Genomic DNA, 18,434 nt, shown 5'->3' with positions numbered 1-18,434 from the left:
GCGAGTTTTGATAGGAAATTTAAGAGTATGAGCACTATCGAAGAACGCGTTAAGAAAATCATCGTTGAACAACTGGGTGTTAAAGAAGACGAAGTGAAGAACAGTGCTTCTTTCGTTGAAGATCTTGGCGCAGATTCTCTGGACACCGTTGAGCTGGTAATGGCTCTGGAAGAAGAATTCGACACTGAGATTCCAGACGAAGAAGCAGAGAAAATCACTACTGTTCAGGCAGCCATTGATTTTATCAACGCTAACCAGCAGTAAGCGAACATGCTTTAAATTTGGATAGTTAGGCGGTCATTCGACCGCCTAAGTTTTTTTTTGTCCTAGTGTAATTTTCCCTCCCTGGAGGACAACCGTGTCTAAGCGTCGAGTTGTTGTGACTGGACTGGGCATGTTGTCTCCTGTCGGTAACACAGTAGAATCCACATGGAACGCTGTTCTTGCCGGGCAGAGTGGCATCAGCCTGATCGACCATTTTGATACTACAGACTACGCAACGAAATTTGCTGGCTTAGTAAAAGAGTTTAATTGTGAAGATTACATTTCGCGTAAAGATGCACGCAAAATGGATGCTTTTATACAGTACGGTGTCGCGGCTGGTATGCAAGCTATGCGAGACTCCGGGCTTGAAGTGACAGAAGCCAATGCTCCTCGTATCGGTGCCGCAATTGGTTCCGGTATTGGTGGGTTGGGTCTGATTGAAGAGAACCACACCTCGTTGGTGAAGGGCGGGCCGCGTAAAATCAGCCCATTCTTCGTGCCTTCAACCATTGTTAACATGATTGCGGGCCACCTGACCATCATGTTCGGTATGCGCGGACCCAGCATTTCTATTGCGACGGCATGTACTTCTGGCGTGCATAACATCGGTCAAGCGGCCCGTATCATTGCTTACAATGATGCTGACGTTATGCTGGCGGGTGGGGCTGAAAAAGCCAGTACACCATTGGGTGTCGGTGGTTTTGGTGCTGCTCGTGCATTGTCTACTCGTAACGATAATCCACAAGCTGCCAGTCGCCCTTGGGATAAAGACCGTGATGGTTTCGTTCTGGGCGATGGTGCGGGCATGATGGTGCTGGAAGAGTACGAACACGCGAAAAAACGTGGTGCAAAAATCTATGCTGAAGTTGTTGGGTTTGGGATGAGCAGCGATGCTTACCATATGACCTCTCCACCGGAAGACGGTTCTGGTGCAGCTCTGGCAATGGTGAATGCGTTGCGTGATGCGGGTGTGACCCCCTCTCAAATCGGTTATATCAATGCCCACGGCACGTCAACTCCTGCTGGCGATAAAGCTGAAACGCAGGCAGTTAAGTCTGTATTTGGTGGAGACACCAGAGTGATGGTCAGTTCCACCAAATCCATGACTGGGCACTTGTTAGGCGCAGCCGGCGCCGTTGAGTCTATTTTTACGGTATTAGCGTTGCGTGATCAGGCTATTCCGGCAACCATTAACCTGGAGAACCCAGATGAAGGTTGTGATTTAGACTTTGTTCCGGGCGCAGCTCGCCAGGTAACCGATTTGGAGTACACTCTGTGTAACTCTTTCGGTTTCGGTGGTACTAACGGCTCTTTAGTGTTCCGCAAAGTTTAACTATTGTTGTTGACTTTCTGCGAGTAAAAAGACCCGGTTTCGGGTCTTTTTACTTATTCAAACGCGCCTTCCTCATAACATCCCGTCATAATAACTGTCTCAGTAAAAGATAAGTGCCCCCCTATTTAAAGAGAATCTGAATGTTCTGGATTAATGGTGTTGAACAAAATTTGATTTCAGCTTCAGACCGCGCTGTGCAGTTTGGTGATGGCTGTTTTACTACTGCCAGAGTCTCCGGTGGTCGGGTCGTGTGGCTCGATAAACACATACTCCGTTTGCAACAAGCGGTTGGGCGGCTATTAATGCCCACCGTAAATTGGAATGCATTGACCAAGGAAATAGTTGAGGCGGCAAATCATACTGAAGACGGTGTGCTGAAGGTGATTATCAGCCGGGGAAGCGGTGGTCGAGGTTACAGTGGCACGGCATGTCAGCATCCCACACGAATTATTTCTCTCAGTGATTATCCGGTTCATTACCTTAGTTGGCGTGAGCGGGGTATTTCTTTGGCACTCAGCCCGATATCGTTAGCCCGGAGCCCATTGTTGGCGGGTGTTAAGCACTTGAATCGCCTGGAACAAGTCTTGATCCGCGCGCATCTTGACCAGACAACGGCGGATGAAGCACTGGTGCTTGACACTGAAGGCATGCTGGTGGAATGCTGTGCGGCTAATTTATTCTGGCGCAAAGGGGATGATATATTTACCCCAGACCTGCGCCAATCGGGTGTAGATGGCATTATGCGCCAACAAATAATCACTTGTCTGGCCGCTCATGGCCGGCAAGTGGACATTGTGGCACAGCCGGTGAGTGTGTTGGCAGATGCCGATGAAATTATTGTGTGTAACGCATTGATGCCGATATTACCGGTAAACCGCGCCGAAGCGTGGGTTTATCACTCGCGTCAGTTGTTTGATTTCCTAAATCTTCATTGCTGCGAAATATAAGCTTTATGGGGATTTTGATTTTTGCACTAATGATACCTTTAATTTGAAGATGGCCGTCTGATGAAAATAAAAAGCACCAGAGCATTAATCCTTTTTGTCGCTATCTGTTTGGGATTGTTGCTGTTGGGTTACCAAAGAGTACAACATTTCGCCGATCAGCCTTTGGCTATCCAACAAGAAACCTTCTTTAAACTTCCTGCGGGTACCGGGCGAGTGGCGCTAGAGAATTTGCTGCAACGTGATGGCCTGATTAAAAACACTCGCTGGTTCCCATGGCTGTTGCGTAGTGAACCTGAGTTAGCCAAATTCAAGGCGGGGACTTATCGTTTTACTCCCGGAATGACGGTGCGCGACATGTTAGAATTGCTCGCCAGTGGTAAAGAAGCCCAGTTTACGGTGCGCTTTATCGAGGGTAAGCGGCTGCGTGATTGGATGGATGAATTACAACAATCAAAATATATAAAGCATGTATTGGATGGGAAGAGTGATGCTGAAATCGCATTATTGCTGGGGTTGAAAGACAGTGAGCACCCAGAAGGCTGGCTCTACCCAGATACCTATTCCTATACCGCCGGAACCACCGACTTGGCATTACTCAAACGTGCCCATGTAAAAATGGAAAAAACAGTCGATGAAATCTGGCAAGGTCGCGATAAGTCTTTGCCTTACAAAACTCCTGGCGACTTAGTCACTATGGCGTCAATCATCGAAAAAGAAACGGCGGTCAATGAGGAGCGGACCAAAGTAGCGTCGGTATTTATCAACCGTTTACGCATTGGTATGCGCCTGCAAACGGACCCGACCGTTATTTACGGCATGGGGAATAACTATAATGGCAACATTAGTCGTAAAGACTTAGATACCCCAACGCCTTATAATACCTATGTAATATCCGGTTTGCCGCCGACCCCGATTGCGATGCCAGGGCTGGCATCGCTCACGGCTGCCGCTCATCCGGCTAAAACTGCTTATCTCTATTTTGTGGCAGACGGCAAGGGCGGCCATACTTTTACTACCAATTTAGCCAGCCATAACCAAGCGGTGCGGGTGTATCGTCAATCGCTAAAGGATAAAAATGAACAGTAAATTTATCGTTATTGAGGGGCTTGAAGGGGCAGGGAAAACCACCGCCAGAGACACGGTGGTTGCCACGTTGCATGCCCAAGGGATTAACGATATTGTTTTCACCCGAGAGCCAGGGGGAACGCCGCTGGCAGAAAAGTTGCGTGACTTGATAAAGCAAGGTATTGACGGCGAAGTCCTGACGGATAAAGCCGAAGTGCTGATGTTGTATGCTGCCCGAGTGCAATTAGTTGAGAACGTGATTAAACCTGCACTGGCGCGCGGTAGTTGGGTGGTGGGGGATCGCCATGATTTGTCATCACAAGCTTATCAAGGCGGTGGGCGCGGAATTGATATCAATCTCATGACATCATTACGTGACACGGTATTGGGGGCATTTCGCCCTGACCTGACACTATATCTGGATCTGCCGCCGGTGGTGGGGCTGGCGCGGGCGCGGGCGCGTGGTGAGTTAGACCGCATTGAACAAGAGTCACTGGACTTTTTTGAACGCACTCGCGCACGCTATCTCGAGTTGGCCGCAGCAGATTCCAGCATCAAAACCATTGATGCATCTCAACCACTTGAGCAAGTCAGTGAATCAATTAGCCGGGTACTGAAACAATGGCTGACCCGCCGAGAAACAGCGCAATGAAATGGTACCCATGGCTCACCGCACCTTACCGTCAGTGGGTAGGGCAGCAGACTGCCGGGCGAGGCCATCATGCATTATTGCTGCATTCTTTGCCCGGAAATGGTGAGGAAGCGCTGATTTATGGCATCAGCCGTTGGTTGATGTGTCAGCAACGGCAAGGTGAGAAAAGCTGCGGCGAATGTCATAGCTGCCGCTTGATGTTGGCCGGTAATCACCCTGACTGGTATGTGCTGACGGCGGAGAAAGGTAAAAGCAGCATCGGGGTTGAGTTAGTGCGTCAACAGATTGAAAAACTTTATTCTCATGCACAACAAGGCGGGGCAAAAGTGGTGTGGCTACCCCATGCCGAGCAATTGACGGATGCGGCGGCAAATGCGCTACTGAAAACGCTGGAAGAGCCGCCAGAGAAAACCTATTTTCTGCTCGATTGTCATCAACCCGCCAGTTTGTTAGCCACATTGCGTAGCCGTTGCTTTTACTGGCACCTGCCCTGCCCGGATACCGCACTCAGCTTACAATGGCTGCAACGGCAGGTTCAAGCCGAGCCGGTTTCGATGCTGGCGGCACTTAAACTAAGCGAGGGTGCGCCGTTGGCGGCTGAGCGCTTGCTCCAACCCGAACACTGGGGCATCAGAGCTGCCTTGTGTGGCGCGCTGAGTAGCGCATCGAACAGTTCGGATTTACTGTCGCTATTACCGCAGCTTAATCATGAAGATGCCCCAGAGCGCTTGCAGTGGCTCTCCTCATTGGTGCTGGATGCTTTGAAGTGGCAGCAAGGTGCGGGTGAATTTGCGGTTAATCAGGACCAATTGCCGTTAGTACAGCAATTGGCACAGATGGCCACGACACCTATATTGCTCCATTCGGCTAAGATACTGGGCCATTGCCGCCATCAATTATTATCCGTGGTCGGTGTTAATCGTGAATTATTACTCACCGAGCTGTTGCTTAACTGGGAAACCGCCCTGACCACGGGGTTTATTCCACATCACTTTAATTGAGTTTAATATGTTGTTAATAGATTCTCATTGCCATCTTGATAGCCTTGATTACCAGACGTTGCACAGCAGTGTCGATGATGTATTAGCCAAAGCGAAGGCGCGAGATGTCGGTTTTGTGCTTGCCGTAGCCACTACATTACCGGGCTTCTCAGCCATGACCGCACTTATCGGCGAGAGAGAAAATGTGGCGTTTTCATGTGGCGTCCATCCACTGAATCTCGATGGCGGCTATGATTTTCAGCAGCTTGAGAGTTTGGCCGCGGCCGATAATGTGGTAGCTATGGGGGAGACTGGGCTGGATTACTTCTATCAGCAAGACAATATCCCGCTGCAACAAGCTTCGTTTCGTGAACACATTCGGATTGGGCGCAAATTAAATAAACCCGTGATTGTACATACCCGCGATGCGTGCGAAGACACACTCGCCATCTTGCGTGAAGAACAGGCGCAAGAGTGCGGCGGGGTTTTACACTGCTTTACCGAAGATAAAGCGACCGCAGCCACGTTATTGGACCTCGGTTTTTATATCTCTTTCTCGGGTATTCTCACTTTCCGCAATGCGGAGCAACTGCGTGATGTTGCACGCTATGTGCCGTTAGACCGGTTGCTAGTCGAAACCGATTCGCCATATTTGGCACCGGTTCCGCATCGGGGGAAAGAGAACCAACCGGCCTATGTCCGTGATGTTGCAGAGTATATGGCCGTTCTCAAAGGCGTCAGTCTCGAGTCCTTGGCTCAAGCCACCACAGATAACTTCTGCCGGTTATTTCATCTGGACTCGTCAATACTCCGCAGTAAAACGCGCTAATTTCCTTAATAATACTTTTTTTTAAGCTCGTAATTAATCCCCGAAACGAGTAATGTTCTCACCCGATTTATTGGGTGAGGGCAGCTACTATTGACATTTTTTTACAAAAAATGCGCTATCTGAAGCAAATTCAGCGCTTTCTTGAAAGAAACGTGACTGCCATCAAACATTAAGCAGGCTATTTATTTTACTCTTCGTAAAAATTAAAGGGGTGCTTTAGACACCCTGATTCGCAAAGGCTTACTCCCCCCTTTGTAATGCCAATAAACGCGAGAAAAAGCAGTAAAAGCACTATTACTCAGGAGCTCACTCAACTATGTTTAAGAACGCATTTGCAAACCTGCAAAAGGTCGGTAAATCGCTAATGCTACCGGTATCCGTATTACCCATTGCAGGTATTCTGCTGGGTGTCGGTTCCGCGAATTTTAGCTGGCTACCATCGGTAGTCTCTCACGTAATGGCAGAAGCGGGCGGTTCCGTTTTTGCTAACATGGCATTGATTTTTGCTATTGGCGTTGCGCTCGGCTTTACCAACAACGACGGTGTATCCGCGTTGGCGGCAGTTGTTGCATACGGCATCATGGTGAAAACCATGGCGGTGGTAGCACCGCTGGTCTTGCATCTGCCGGCAGAAGAAATTGCTGCTAAGCATTTAGCGGATACTGGGGTACTGGGCGGGATCATTGCAGGTGCGATAGCGGCCTACATGTTTAACCGTTTCTATCGTATTCAATTGCCTGAATATCTGGGCTTCTTTGCGGGCAAACGCTTCGTTCCGATTATCTCTGGTTTCACAGCGATTTTTGTGGGGGTGATTTTGTCCTTCGTATGGCCGCCAATCGGTACTGCTATCCAGACTTTCTCTCAGTGGGCAGCATATCAGAACTCCGTAGTTGCTTTTGGTATCTACGGCGTCGTTGAACGTGCATTGGTTCCATTCGGTCTACACCATATCTGGAACGTACCATTCCAAATGCAAATTGGTGAATACACCAACGCAGCGGGTCAGGTATTCCATGGTGATATTCCACGTTACATGGCGGGTGACCCAACTGCGGGTAAACTGTCTGGTGGCTTCCTGTTCAAAATGTACGGTCTACCCGCTGCAGCCATTGCTATTTGGCATTCAGCTAAGCCGGAAAACCGGGCGAAAGTGGGCGGGATTATGATCTCCGCAGCACTGACCTCGTTCCTGACGGGTATCACCGAGCCAATCGAATTCTCCTTCATGTTCGTGGCGCCAATCTTGTATGTTATCCATGCAATTCTGGCAGGTCTGGCTTTCCCAATCTGTATCCTGCTTGGGATGCGTGACGGTACCAGCTTCTCCCACGGTCTGATTGACTTCATTGTACTGAGTGGCAACAGCAGCCGTATCTGGTTGTTCCCGCTGGTAGGTATCTGCTACGGTCTGGTGTACTACACCATTTTCCGAGTGTTGATCGCTAAACTGAATTTGAAAACTCCGGGTCGTGAAGACACAACCACAGAGCAAACTGTACAGGGTGGCACTGAAATGTCAGCAGCACTGGTAGCAGCCTTTGGTGGTAAAGAAAATATCACTAACCTGGATGCATGTATCACACGTTTGCGTGTCAGTGTGGCGGATGTTTCCAAGGTTGACCAAGCGGGTCTGAAGAAATTGGGTGCTGCGGGTGTAGTGGTCGCAGGCTCAGGTGTTCAGGCTATCTTCGGGACAAAATCTGATAACCTGAAAACTGATATGGACGAATATATTCGTAACCATTAATTCAGGTATGGGGAGTATAAAAGGGAGGCGAAAGCCTCCCTTTTTTTGTGTTCAGAAAGGCTTTGCAGAGCGCATAGCTTATTGTTTCGAAAGGGTTACTTATGCGGTTTTGAATTTTTTGATGTGGAGTTTTTGTCCTGGAAAATCAATTACTAAGGCAAATTCGTTGAGGAAGTTATTGCCAATTAATCCATCGGTATCCATCTGGTTGAAGGCCCCGTCTAGCAGTACGGCATTAAAACCAATCTCTGTTGCACCGATTTCGTTAAGTTGAAAATCTGATGCTTCGCAGCCTTCATGATCCATCTCTTTCATGACTCTCTGGCAGGACAGGCTAACAAAAGGAGATTTAAGCCGTTCTTTAAAAAATACGGACACTGTTGCACCGGTATCCAAAAGCATATTGTATTCTTTATAATTTTTACGACTTTGATTTCGACACCTTCTGGTGTCAACTGCAGCGGCAGTGATATCCACCCATCAGTCATATTAATACCCAGTGTTTGAGTATTATCCGCGACAGACAGACGTTGTTTTTGGTAATCAATCAGCACCGCCTTACCTTTGAATAAATCTAGCCCGATCATCATTGAATGAGGGGGAATGCTATCAGGGCTGAACACAATGCCCTGAGGTGTGTTCACTGATATGCCTTTTACATTCTTAAATTCCATGCCATTGATCAAAAGTTTTGGGATGGAGAACTTCTCGTTAAGAAATTCAGCATTTTTGCTGAGATCAAATACTCGATCCGCCATGGCAATCATTGTTGGGCGGTGGGCAACAAAATTTCGGGTAATCTTCAATGCGCGTATCGCGTCATTAATTCGGGCTTCGTTGTCGATATCCAGGTCACTGGTTGCTTCGTCGAGAAATAATATTCGCGGGCGTTTATATAAAGCGCGGGCCAGAGAAACTCGTTGGCGCTGCCCATATCACCGACCTTGGTTTCATATTTCATCGGAATTGTGTTGCCAGCTAATCCTGTAATGCCAGTTAATGTGCCATCAATCGGAGACGTGATATACAATTCTCGTTAATCTTCTTTTCAATTAATAAATTAAGCATAACTCTACCCTCGCTTCCAGCGATTATTTTCATACTGGACAGTGGATGAGTATACAAAAGGGCCACCAATGGCAGCCCACTGGATGATTAAAAACTTCTTGACCAGTTCCCAAACGCTTTTATCCAGCCAGCACCGCCAGCGGTCTGTTCAAGAACATCCTCAGCCAAATGCTAAGGTTGGTTTTTTTTAGTGTCACTGACATCAATGACGGTTTTAGTTTCAATGATTTCTTTTTTCAAGCGAGACATAGTTTATTCCTCCATTGATTATGAATGCCAAGAAAACTCCTCTTGGCATGTTCATTAAGGAAAGTATTTTTACACTCGGCTTTATTTTTAAATTATGAAAATAAATTAACCATACAAATTTAATATTATGACTGAATGTAATTTTTGTCCTTTCACTTCCCTTGAAATAGAAGTATCACTTAATGAAACTTGTCGTCAAGAAATAACTTTTAATTTTATATTGGATTAATGGTTATAGGTAGGTAACATCATTAAATGATGGAGTTAATTCTATTCATTAGAGTTTCTCTGTACTGTTGCATGGAAATACAAATTAAATATTCATATGAAAATTAAACTTTATCCTCTATGTGATTAATGTTTATTTTGAATTTTTTTATATTAATTATATCTATTCCGGCTCCAGCCAGGTGGTCTGGAAATCAAACCAACCTAAATTATTCAAGTGCGCGCCTTGGGCTTGTTGCGGGGCTTTTAGGCGCATCCAATGGTGAAACAAAGGTTGCAACCACCCACTGCCGATAACCTCTCTGATCAATTGTTCGCTACCGAGGGATTGATTGCGCCAATTGTGTAGTGAAGTTTGCAACTTAGCATCATCACCGCCAGTCATGCATTGACGCAATAGCGGGGAGCCCAATAACCATGCGCCAACATTCCATTCTTCAGGAACTGCAAAGTTCACGGTGCCGAGCCATAAATCGACATTGGCCTCGCCCTTGGCCCAGGTGATGTAATCCAGCTCGATTGCAGCCAATTTAATCCCCTGAGCGGCCAGAATATGAGTCATTTCAGTCACCAACATTGAGTATTCTGGGTGCTGAGCATGATAAGCCAGAGTTAACACCGGGGCATCGTCTGATTGCACCGCGCTGTCAATGGGGAAAGGAGGGCACTCTTCTCCTGAGTCGATACCGTGAAACCAAGTGGGTAAGACACTGCTGGCGGGCACCCAGAACGGCCGAATGGGTTCAATCAGACGTTGGATAAGATGATAAGGATTGAGCGTTTTTCGCAACCAGCGGCGCTGTTTAATGCTGTGCCAGTGCGCTGAGCGGCTATCACACAGTAAAAAATACCCACCGCGTTCCAGAAACATCTCTTGCGTTGAGTCTGATGGTTTACCGGTCAGGCTGGCGGCAGACCCAGACACATAATCAATATCACTGATGCTGGAGCTCAGCCAAGTGGCACTTTGGATATTCGCTATACTCAGTTGCTCAGATAGCACTGCTGGTGTGTCAGAGGGAGAGCGGGCTAAATCTGGGAAGATAAGCACTTCAACTTCATCCAGTAGGCCACGAAAACCAAAATAGTGGTCAAAGGATTTCATCTGCAAGTGCCAGTCATCATTTTCAGCTACTCGGTAAGGCCCGGTTCCTATGGGGTGAGAAGCAAAATCCGGCTGCGCGGCATGGTTCTCTGGCAAAATTAGGGCGCTATGATGGGCCAGTAGCTGAGGAAGGCGAGGGTCTGGTTGATTAAGTTCAATTACCACACTGAGTGATCCGTGCTGACTGACTGTTTGAATATGCGAAAACAGCGGCAAAGTTGCACAGCGGGTTAACGAACTGACCACGTCACGGCTGGAAAGCTCTCGACCATCATGGAATTGCACCGCTGGACGTAAATAAAAACGCCAGCGTAATGGATCGAGCATTCGCCATTTGTGGGCTAAATCGGTTGTGACTTCGCCGTCCGCCTCATTTATCCGTGTTAGTCCGTTAAAAATTTGTCGCACTAAGTGCAACTCGGAGCGGCGTAAGGGGGTGCCGGGATAAAGATTTGACATAGTGCGGTAGTAGGGGATGCGCAGGGCTTGATAGTCATCGCGTATTCGATATCCTAACTTGGCCTGCAGCAGGGGGATAATCAGCTGTTTATCTTCTCTCAACAAGGCAATCGCTTCATTAAAACCACCGGAATCTAATAACTGTTCCGCTTTTTCAATTAAAAGCTGATGAGTGTTCCGCAATAGTTGCAAATGTGACCGGCGGCCACGGCCAGCCTCTGCCTGCCATATTAGCCAGCCCGCGTGTTGCATCTGAACCAGTAATGTTCGCATGTGGCGCTTGGTGCAGCTCAGTTTGTCCGCGAGTTCTTGCAGTGTAATCTCCACCGGTTGTACTCCAACCTGGTTCAGTAAGCGCAAATATTGCTGTTCAAGGCGGCGGCTGGTCATAAAAGAGGAACCTAATTGAGTCAAACTCAGCAGTTTTATATCTCATCTTTTTAGCCGATAATTTTCATGACAGCAACTGTTTGTGTCCTCGGCACTTTTTATCAGGCAGGGCCACAGACAAAGCACCATGATTATTTGAGGTAAGAAAATGACCCGCTACTTAAACAAAGACACCCAGGTGTGTATTTCTCTGGCCGCCAGACCCAGCAACTTTGGCACCCGTTTTCATAACTTTTTGTATGATGCTTTAGACCTCGATTATCTGTATAAGGCTTTTACCACCACTGATCTGGCCGCGGCGATTGGCGGTGTGCGGGCATTGGGCTTCCGGGGTTGTGCCATTTCAATGCCTTTTAAAGAGGCGGTTATCCCGATGGTTGACGAGATGGATACTTCTGCGTTAGCAATTAATTCAGTGAATACCTTGGTAAATACAAATGGTTATCTGAAAGCATATAACACCGACTATATTGCCATCGCGCAATTGTTACAGCGCTATCAAGTCCCGGCAAAAACCGTTTTTGCACTGCGGGGCAGTGGCGGAATGGCGAAAGCAGTGGCTTTTGCGCTAAAAAATGCGGGTTTTAAACAAGGGTTTATTATTGCGACTAATGAAAAAACTGGCCAGCAACTAGCTGAACAATCCGGTTACCCCTATCAGCCCGATATGCAGGCTATACAAGCGGATATGTTGATCAATGCCACGCCAGTGGGGATGCTGGGGGGTAAAGATGCCGATAGCATGGCGTTTACTGAAGCCGAGGTGGAGAGGGCGAAACTGATTTTTGATGTGGTGGCGATGCCAACAATTACCCCACTAATTAGTTATGCTAAAGCACAAGAAAAAACTATTATTACTGGTGCTGAAGTCTTTGCTATTCAGGCGGTTGAGCAATTTGTGTTGTATACAGGTATTCGCCCGGATCAAGCTTTGTTTGAAAAAGCAGCGGCTTATGCCCGCGCTCAATGATTGAGGTTGAAATCAATAGAAATTGTCGCTCATACTACGCATTCCCCGTTTTTATCACTTTCAAGGAAATGCGTTATGGCCGAAGAAACGATTTTCAGCAAAATTATTCGCCGCGAAATCCCTGCCGACGTGGTTTACCAGGATGAACTGGTGACCGCGTTTCGTGATATCGCCCCACAGGCTCCCACCCATATCTTAATCATTCCTAATATTCTTATCCCAACTGTGAATGATGTCACGGCAGAACACGAAGCAACATTGGGTCGAATGATCACTGTGGCTGCTAAACTTGCAGAGCAGGAAGGTATTGCTGAAGATGGATATCGTCTGATTATCAACTGCAACAAGCATGCTGGGCAGGTGGTTTACCATATCCACATGCATTTGGTCGGTGGCCGTGATTTGGGGTCGTTGCTGTCACATAAGTAACAGTATGATTTTTGAGTTTAATTGAGGTAAGCCTATGCGCCCTGTAAAGGCGTTTTTATTACCGCTGATAGTGTGCGCGTGTATAGCGACATTGCTGGGGTGCAGCAGCCCGAAAGGGATTGCGGTGAATAAGCAGCAAACCGTGGTAATGGATTCGTCAGTGCTGACGGCGGGTATTTTGGCTTCTCAACCAGCCATTTCAACATCTGATAATTATAATGTGGCGCGCTCGGTGATCACCAATAGCCAGAATAAACCGATAAAAATAAATTACCGCTTTTACTGGTATGATGCTCAGGGCTTGGATGTGCCGCCACTGGAAGCCCCACGGTCTATTATTATCACGCCAGATAATTCTGTGGATATTCAATCAGTTAATAATAATTTTAATGCGCGCAGTGCGCGTGTTTATCTCTTCTTATAGCCGTGTTATTTTTTATACCCAAAGTCATTGGAGTTGCAGGTATCCTGCGGCTGCAAGGAGAAAGGGATATTGGAGTGGGACAATGAAAAGGTATTTATCTGTGGCTCTGGCGGCACTGGTGCTGACGGGGTGTATCACTCAGCCGCCGGTTGAGCCAACCACGCCCCCCGTGACCATCGAACCCGTTACGCCCCCGGTGACTGAAACGCCGCCGCCGGTAGACACTGTGCCGCCACCGCCCAAAATGCAGCAGTCGATCAACTGGGCTGCCAGTGTAGAACCCTTGGTTGCCCAAATGGTCAACAGCAACGATGTAGCAAACGGCAGCATATTGTTACTCGATAGCGTCAAAAATAACACCAATGGCGCGTTACAAACGGCGAAAGCGACCTCGGCTTTGCATCAAGTGCTGTCATCAAATAAAAAGTTTGTATTGATCTCGCCGCAGCAATTAGCGGTTGCTAAGCAAACTTTAGGGTTATCAGAAGAAGATAGTCTCGGTTCGCGCAGTAAAGCTATTGGCCTGGCGCGTTATGTCAGTGCTCAATATGTGCTGTACAGTGACATCAGTGGCGATGTGAAGTCACCGACCATTGAAATGCAGCTGATGCAGGCACAAACCGGCGAAATCATCTGGTCAGGTAATGGCCCAGTTAATCGTTGATTCTTCTCTGTATGCGCTAATCGACAGCATAAAATCGGCGGCGGGTACCGCCGATGGTCTGATTAATGCAACCGATTTTATTAAGGCAGATTGGCACATTAGCCCAGTATCTGGCCTGACCGGTGAAAGTTGGCGGATTGTTCATCCGTCAAACACTCAGTCATCCAATACTCAGTCATCAAATATTGGCCCAAATATTGATTGGCTGGCGCGTGAGCAATCAGTCCAGAAAACTCAGTTAGGTGTAGATCGACGGCGCGAGCGTAAACTATTGCGACATGTCGCGGGTGGCCATTTAGCACCGGTGATTATTGCAGCAAATCAACATTGGTTAGTGGTCAATTGGCTTGAGGGTGACGTTGTCACTAGCGAGCAATTCATTGAATTATCAGCTAATGGTCAGTTGGCACAGCTATTAACCTGTTTGCATCATTTACCTCCCAGTGGCTATCGTCTGGATTTACGTGCTCAGCTTATCCGTTATGCCCGACAGATTGATGCCAAACGTCTCTCGCCCAGTTGGTTGCGGCTGCATCAGGATTTTTTACACCGGGCACAGCCCCAACCTGTGAAATTGGCTCCTCTGCATATGGATATTCACCCAGGCAATCTATTAGCAACATCAACCGGCCTCAAACTAATTGATTGGGAATATGCTGCTGATGGCGATATAGCCCTTGATATTGCTGCCTTATTTTGCGGCAATGATTGGTCCGCGCCGCAGCAACAGGCTTTTTTACAGCACTATTGCAGCAATAAACTGGGCTACCATGATATCGACCGCCTATCTCGCCAGGTACGGCGCTGGTTGCCATGGGTTGATTACCTGATGCTGATGTGGTTTGAGGTGCGTTGGCAGCAGACGGGGAACAGCGAGTTTTTGCAATGGGCCGTGCCGTTGCGTCAGCGTTTTAATTTGTCATTTTGATTTTATTTCCAACTCTTTACAGTTGATGAGGTTGTCGTGGGTCCAGTAATGTTAGACGTTGCCAGCTATGAGCTGGATGCAGAAGAACGTGAGATTTTAAAGCACCCGCTGGTGGGCGGTTTGATTTTATTCAGCCGCAATTTTCATGATGCCGAGCAATTACGTGAATTAGTCCGCCAGATAAGGGCGGCATCCCACGAACGTTTAGTGGTGGCGGTTGATCAGGAAGGGGGCCGGGTACAGCGTTTTCGTGATGGTTTTACCCGCCTGCCGGCAGCCCAGTCTTTTGCAGCAATGAATGATGCAGCCACGGCGGCGCAGTTGGCACAAGAGGCGGGTTGGCTGATGGCAGCCGAAATGATATCAATGGATATTGATATCAGCTTTGCCCCGGTGCTGGATATTGGCCATGTCAGCGCCGCCATCGGTGAGCGCTCATTCCACAGTGACCCGCAGCAAGCGCAGAATATGGCCGAGTGCTTTATTCGTGGAATGCACAGCGCAGGTATGAAAACGACCGGTAAGCACTTCCCCGGACATGGGGCGGTGGCGGCTGATTCACATAAAGAAACACCACGGGATAATCGCCCACTGGCAGAAATCCGCACACATGATATGGTTATATTTCGCGAACTTATCGCGCGGGGATTACTGGACGCCATCATGCCTGCTCATGTGATTTATACTGAAGCTGATGCGCGTCCTGCCAGTGGATCGGCCTATTGGCTCCAAAATATATTGCGCCAAGAGCTAGGGTTCGATGGCATCATTTTCTCTGATGACTTGTCGATGGAAGGCGCGGCTATTATGGGCAGCTATGCCGAGCGCGGACAAGCCTCTCTGGATGCTGGCTGCGATATGATTTTGGTGTGCAATAACCGTCAGGGCGCAGTGAGTGTGTTAGATAACCTGTCTCCAGTCAAAGCAGACCAACTCACTCGCTTGTATCATTCTGGGCAGTTTGACCGTCAGGCGTTGATCGCATCATCGCGTTGGCAGCAGGCGAATAAGGCATTAACAGCACTCAGCGAACGTTGGGATGCACATAAGAGTCTATTGGGCTAGGTGATATGCTCAATAAGCCGCGAGGATAAATATGATAATTTATTTACATGGTTTTGATTCCAACAGTCCCGGCAATCACGAAAAAGTCCTGCAATTACAATTCATTGATCCGGATGTGCGGTTTATCAGTTACAGCACTTTGCATCCTCGCCATGATATGCAGCATTTACTGAAAGAAGTGGATAAAGCTATTCAGCAGGGCGGAGATGCCAAGTCATTGATTTGTGGTGTGGGGTTAGGGGGCTTTTGGGCCGAACGTATTGGTTTCTTGTGTGGGATCCGCCAGGTTGCGTTTAATCCCAATCTTTATCCGCAAAACAATATGAACGGAAAAATTGATCGCCCGGAAGAGTATGTGGATATTGCCACTAAGTGTATCAGTGATTTTCGCGAGAAAAACCGCGACCGATGCCTGGTGGTGCTGTCGCGCAATGATGAAATACTCGATAGCCAAGTGACCGCCGGTGATTTACATCCTTATTATGAAATTGTCTGGGATGATAAACAAAGTCACAAGTTTAAAGATCTCTCTCCCCATCTTCAGCGGATCAAAGCATTTAAAACACTAGGTTAAGGATAGTGGTATAACCCGGCTTTTGTTAAAGATTAGTTAATTGTAAAAACCATTATTTTGTGCAATTTGGCTTGAAAAAAGTGCTTCGCTCACTTTTTTTAGGCCATTTTTATGGCTAAAAATCGCAAAATAGCGCTTTATCTCCCCTCCAAGAGAAAATTTATAAACTGTGACTAAGCGCTAACTATTTGAATTTTATTCCAGAAAAAATCCCTATGCTGACACTTTAATCAAAAAAAATTGATATATATCAATTTTGGTATGACCAAATAACCCTGCATGATATTCTGACGTTAGTTTATTGAATTAGCATCAGTGAACCCTATGTTATCTAAGGATATTATTCATTTACCCTTAGCTAACAATTGGTTCACATTTAGGGGGTCATTTTGACAACGCCGAAGAAAAAAATCGTTATTATTGGTGGTGGTGCTGGCGGTCTTGAGCTAGCAACCAGTCTGGGCCATAAACTGGGCCGCAGCAAAAAAGCCGAGATTGTGCTGGTTGACCGCAACCACAGCCATCTGTGGAAACCACTGCTGCATGAAGTCGCGACCGGTTCTCTGGATGATGGTGTTGATGCATTGAGCTACCTGGCTCATGCGCGTAACCATTACTTTAATTTCCAGTTGGGTTCGTTAACTGACATCAATCGTGAAACTAAAACCCTTAGTCTGGCTGAAATTTGCGATGAACACGGCGATGTGCTGGTGACCCAACGCGAATTAACCTATGACATTTTAGTGGTCGCGCTGGGCAGCACCTCGAATGATTTCGGGACTCCAGGTGTGAAAGATAACTGTATCTTCCTTGATAACCCGCATCAGGCGCATCGTTTCCATAATGAAATGCTCAACCTGTTCCTGAAGTATTCCGCGCAACCGGGTGAAAAAGGCAAAGTGAACATCGCGATTGTTGGCGGCGGGGCCACCGGTGTGGAACTGTCTGCTGAGCTGCACAATGCGGTCAAACAGCTGCATAGCTACGGTTTTGAGGGCCTGGATAATCAAGCACTGAATGTCACATTGGTGGAAGCGGGTGAACGTATTTTGCCGGCATTGCCTCCGCGTATTTCGGCTGCTGCACATCAGGAACTGATTAAACTTGGCGTTCGGGTATTGACCAAAACTATGGTTACCAGTGCGGATAAAAAGGGCCTGAATACTAAAGATGGCGAGTTTATTAATGCTGATCTGATGGTCTGGGCGGCAGGTATCAAAGCACCGGACTTTATGAAAGATATCGCCGGGTTGGAAACTAACCGTATTAATCAGTTAGTGGTGGAGCCGACACTGCAAACTACCCGTGATCCCAACATCTTTGCGATTGGTGACTGTGCTTCTTGTCCACAGCCCAGTGGTGGTTTTGTACCGCCGCGCGCGCAGTCAGCACATCAGATGGCCACCCGTTGCTATAGCAACATTTTGGCATTGCTTAATGAGCAACCCTTGAAACCATACATTTATAAAGACCATGGTTCACTGGTATCACTGTCCAAGTTTAGTACTGTCGGTAGTCTGATGGGTAACCTGATGCGCGGTTCTATGATGGTGGAAGGGCGTGTTGCCCGTATTGTTTACATCTCGCTGTATCGGATGCATCAAGTGGCATTGCATGGCTATACCAAAACTGGCCTGATGATGCTGGTGGGCGGGATTAACCGGGTGATACGCCCGCGCCTTAAACTCCACTAATTCTCCTTCGTCCTTGACGCTACAGGGTTGTTAGCTGCGCGCACGTACCCGAATCACTGACAAGGGTCAGCTTATCGGGGGGCTTTTTCTGGCAGCCTACCTGTAACGCCAATGGCTTTGGAGAATGTTTAGAGCTTTACATTTACCGCCGCCAGTTAATTATGGTGGCGGTTTCTGGTTGCTGATAAAGTCGAATGAAGGGGAATCGTGTCGTTGGGGTCGTTGCGACGTAAGTCGCCGGAGCGCCCCTAGGTGCGGTAAACCCTTCCTCACTGAGTGATAAGTGGAGTCGTCGTCCACTTCACCATTGTGCACGTTTTCCTAACACCATTCGCACGTAATGCTAAATTAACAGCATAAAACGCTG

18 protein-coding genes and 2 pseudogenes are annotated in these 18,434 nt (G+C 47.6%); 16 read left to right on the top strand and 4 right to left on the bottom strand.

Translation table 11 applies throughout. From position 1 onward, the window contains the following. The first annotated feature begins 27 nt into the window (after positions 1-27). The 8 genes from acpP to ptsG all read left to right on the top strand — a co-directional run bounded on the left by acpP (position 28) and on the right by ptsG (position 7,820). Positions 28-264: an acyl carrier protein gene (gene acpP / locus DX162_RS18560; protein ID WP_002220787.1), complete on the top strand. Its 237-nt coding sequence runs from the start codon at positions 28-30 to the stop codon at positions 262-264. A 94-nt stretch (positions 265-358) separates the two neighbouring features. Beyond that, a complete protein-coding gene (gene fabF, locus DX162_RS18555; RefSeq protein WP_032819510.1) occupies positions 359-1,597 on the top strand; it encodes a beta-ketoacyl-ACP synthase II in 1,239 nt (412 codons plus the stop codon). 140 nt (positions 1,598-1,737) lie between these two features. Next, complete coding sequence (gene pabC, locus DX162_RS18550; protein ID WP_004389747.1) at positions 1,738-2,544, top strand: aminodeoxychorismate lyase; 807 nt, start codon at positions 1,738-1,740, stop codon at positions 2,542-2,544. A gap of 60 nt (positions 2,545-2,604) precedes the next feature. Next, complete coding sequence (mltG, locus tag DX162_RS18545) at positions 2,605-3,630, top strand: endolytic transglycosylase MltG (protein WP_004389748.1); 1,026 nt, start codon at positions 2,605-2,607, stop codon at positions 3,628-3,630. Then, the gene (gene tmk / locus DX162_RS18540; RefSeq protein WP_032819511.1) at positions 3,620-4,261 is read left to right on the top strand and encodes a dTMP kinase; all 642 of its coding nucleotides are present in this window, start codon (positions 3,620-3,622) and stop codon (positions 4,259-4,261) included. Before mltG ends, tmk begins: the two co-directional genes overlap by 11 nt. Continuing rightward, the gene (gene holB / locus DX162_RS18535; RefSeq protein WP_032819512.1) at positions 4,258-5,262 is read left to right on the top strand and encodes a DNA polymerase III subunit delta'; all 1,005 of its coding nucleotides are present in this window, start codon (positions 4,258-4,260) and stop codon (positions 5,260-5,262) included. Before tmk ends, holB begins: the two co-directional genes overlap by 4 nt. A gap of 7 nt (positions 5,263-5,269) precedes the next feature. Next, positions 5,270-6,070, top strand: coding sequence for a metal-dependent hydrolase (locus tag DX162_RS18530; protein ID WP_004389751.1), 801 nt, complete (start codon positions 5,270-5,272; stop codon positions 6,068-6,070). Between the two features lie 316 nt (positions 6,071-6,386). Next, positions 6,387-7,820, top strand: coding sequence for a PTS glucose transporter subunit IIBC (gene ptsG / locus DX162_RS18525; RefSeq protein WP_004389752.1), 1,434 nt, complete (start codon positions 6,387-6,389; stop codon positions 7,818-7,820). A gap of 99 nt (positions 7,821-7,919) precedes the next feature. On the opposite strand, the gene DX162_RS22670 is transcribed toward ptsG, so the two are convergent. The 4 genes and pseudogenes from DX162_RS22670 to DX162_RS18505 all read right to left on the bottom strand — a co-directional run bounded on the left by DX162_RS22670 (position 7,920) and on the right by DX162_RS18505 (position 11,319). Beyond that, positions 7,920-8,135 carry a hypothetical protein gene (locus DX162_RS22670; RefSeq protein ID WP_169311106.1) on the bottom strand — a complete coding sequence of 72 codons (216 nt, stop codon included), beginning with the start codon at positions 8,133-8,135 and terminating at the stop codon, positions 7,920-7,922. A 392-nt stretch (positions 8,136-8,527) separates the two neighbouring features. Beyond that, positions 8,528-8,793: pseudogene (locus DX162_RS22660) on the bottom strand (ATP-binding cassette domain-containing protein); the annotation flags it as partial. 182 nt (positions 8,794-8,975) lie between these two features. Next, positions 8,976-9,137, bottom strand: a pseudogene (gene xyeA / locus DX162_RS18510) (XyeA family cyclophane-containing RiPP triceptide). Between the two features lie 391 nt (positions 9,138-9,528). Next, on the bottom strand, positions 9,529-11,319 hold the full coding sequence (locus tag DX162_RS18505; protein WP_004389757.1) for an SgrR family transcriptional regulator: 1,791 nt from the start codon (positions 11,317-11,319) through the stop codon (positions 9,529-9,531). Between the two features lie 148 nt (positions 11,320-11,467). On the opposite strand from DX162_RS18505, the gene DX162_RS18500 reads away from it, so the two are divergent. The 8 genes from DX162_RS18500 to DX162_RS18465 all read left to right on the top strand — a co-directional run bounded on the left by DX162_RS18500 (position 11,468) and on the right by DX162_RS18465 (position 18,067). Continuing rightward, positions 11,468-12,289: a shikimate 5-dehydrogenase gene (locus DX162_RS18500; RefSeq protein ID WP_004389759.1), complete on the top strand. Its 822-nt coding sequence runs from the start codon at positions 11,468-11,470 to the stop codon at positions 12,287-12,289. Between the two features lie 75 nt (positions 12,290-12,364). Continuing rightward, a complete protein-coding gene (gene hinT / locus DX162_RS18495; protein ID WP_004389760.1) occupies positions 12,365-12,718 on the top strand; it encodes a purine nucleoside phosphoramidase in 354 nt (117 codons plus the stop codon). Positions 12,719-12,752: 34 nt separating this feature from the next. Beyond that, on the top strand, positions 12,753-13,142 hold the full coding sequence (locus DX162_RS18490; RefSeq protein ID WP_004389764.1) for a YcfL family putative periplasmic lipoprotein: 390 nt from the start codon (positions 12,753-12,755) through the stop codon (positions 13,140-13,142). 82 nt (positions 13,143-13,224) lie between these two features. Continuing rightward, complete coding sequence (gene lpoB, locus DX162_RS18485) at positions 13,225-13,806, top strand: penicillin-binding protein activator LpoB (RefSeq protein WP_032819513.1); 582 nt, start codon at positions 13,225-13,227, stop codon at positions 13,804-13,806. After that, entirely contained in the window at positions 13,787-14,734 is a 948-nt protein-coding gene (gene thiK, locus DX162_RS18480) for a thiamine kinase (protein WP_080548255.1), read from the top strand. Before lpoB ends, thiK begins: the two co-directional genes overlap by 20 nt. 36 nt (positions 14,735-14,770) lie before the next feature. Further along, positions 14,771-15,799: a beta-N-acetylhexosaminidase gene (gene nagZ, locus DX162_RS18475; RefSeq protein ID WP_032819515.1), complete on the top strand. Its 1,029-nt coding sequence runs from the start codon at positions 14,771-14,773 to the stop codon at positions 15,797-15,799. Positions 15,800-15,830: 31 nt separating this feature from the next. Then, positions 15,831-16,373, top strand: a complete 543-nt coding sequence (gene ycfP, locus DX162_RS18470; RefSeq protein WP_004389776.1) for an alpha/beta hydrolase YcfP — start codon at positions 15,831-15,833, stop codon at positions 16,371-16,373. Positions 16,374-16,762: 389 nt separating this feature from the next. Further along, positions 16,763-18,067 (top strand): NAD(P)/FAD-dependent oxidoreductase, encoded by a 1,305-nt coding sequence (locus DX162_RS18465; RefSeq protein WP_004389777.1) that lies wholly within the window; start codon positions 16,763-16,765, stop codon positions 18,065-18,067. The last annotated feature ends 367 nt before the right edge of the window (positions 18,068-18,434 follow it).

This window comes from Yersinia kristensenii (assembly GCF_900460525.1).
Taxonomy (GTDB): Bacteria; Pseudomonadota; Gammaproteobacteria; order Enterobacterales; family Enterobacteriaceae; genus Yersinia; species Yersinia kristensenii.
Note: the sequence above shows the minus strand (reverse complement) of the source record. Positions and strands in the feature narration are given on the sequence as shown.

Coding starts and splice junctions, on each gene's coding strand:
- acpP (WP_002220787.1), top strand. CDS start 28: ATGAGCACTATCGAAGAACGCGTTAAGAAAATCATCGTTGAACAACTG.
- pabC (WP_004389747.1), top strand. CDS start 1,738: ATGTTCTGGATTAATGGTGTTGAACAAAATTTGATTTCAGCTTCAGAC.
- mltG (WP_004389748.1), top strand. CDS start 2,605: ATGAAAATAAAAAGCACCAGAGCATTAATCCTTTTTGTCGCTATCTGT.
- tmk (WP_032819511.1), top strand. CDS start 3,620: ATGAACAGTAAATTTATCGTTATTGAGGGGCTTGAAGGGGCAGGGAAA.
- holB (WP_032819512.1), top strand. CDS start 4,258: ATGAAATGGTACCCATGGCTCACCGCACCTTACCGTCAGTGGGTAGGG.
- DX162_RS18530 (WP_004389751.1), top strand. CDS start 5,270: ATGTTGTTAATAGATTCTCATTGCCATCTTGATAGCCTTGATTACCAG.
- ptsG (WP_004389752.1), top strand. CDS start 6,387: ATGTTTAAGAACGCATTTGCAAACCTGCAAAAGGTCGGTAAATCGCTA.
- DX162_RS22670 (WP_169311106.1), bottom strand. CDS start 8,135: ATGAAAGAGATGGATCATGAAGGCTGCGAAGCATCAGATTTTCAACTT.
- DX162_RS18505 (WP_004389757.1), bottom strand. CDS start 11,319: ATGACCAGCCGCCGCCTTGAACAGCAATATTTGCGCTTACTGAACCAG.
- DX162_RS18500 (WP_004389759.1), top strand. CDS start 11,468: ATGACCCGCTACTTAAACAAAGACACCCAGGTGTGTATTTCTCTGGCC.
- hinT (WP_004389760.1), top strand. CDS start 12,365: ATGGCCGAAGAAACGATTTTCAGCAAAATTATTCGCCGCGAAATCCCT.
- DX162_RS18490 (WP_004389764.1), top strand. CDS start 12,753: ATGCGCCCTGTAAAGGCGTTTTTATTACCGCTGATAGTGTGCGCGTGT.
- lpoB (WP_032819513.1), top strand. CDS start 13,225: ATGAAAAGGTATTTATCTGTGGCTCTGGCGGCACTGGTGCTGACGGGG.
- thiK (WP_080548255.1), top strand. CDS start 13,787: ATGGCCCAGTTAATCGTTGATTCTTCTCTGTATGCGCTAATCGACAGC.
- ycfP (WP_004389776.1), top strand. CDS start 15,831: ATGATAATTTATTTACATGGTTTTGATTCCAACAGTCCCGGCAATCAC.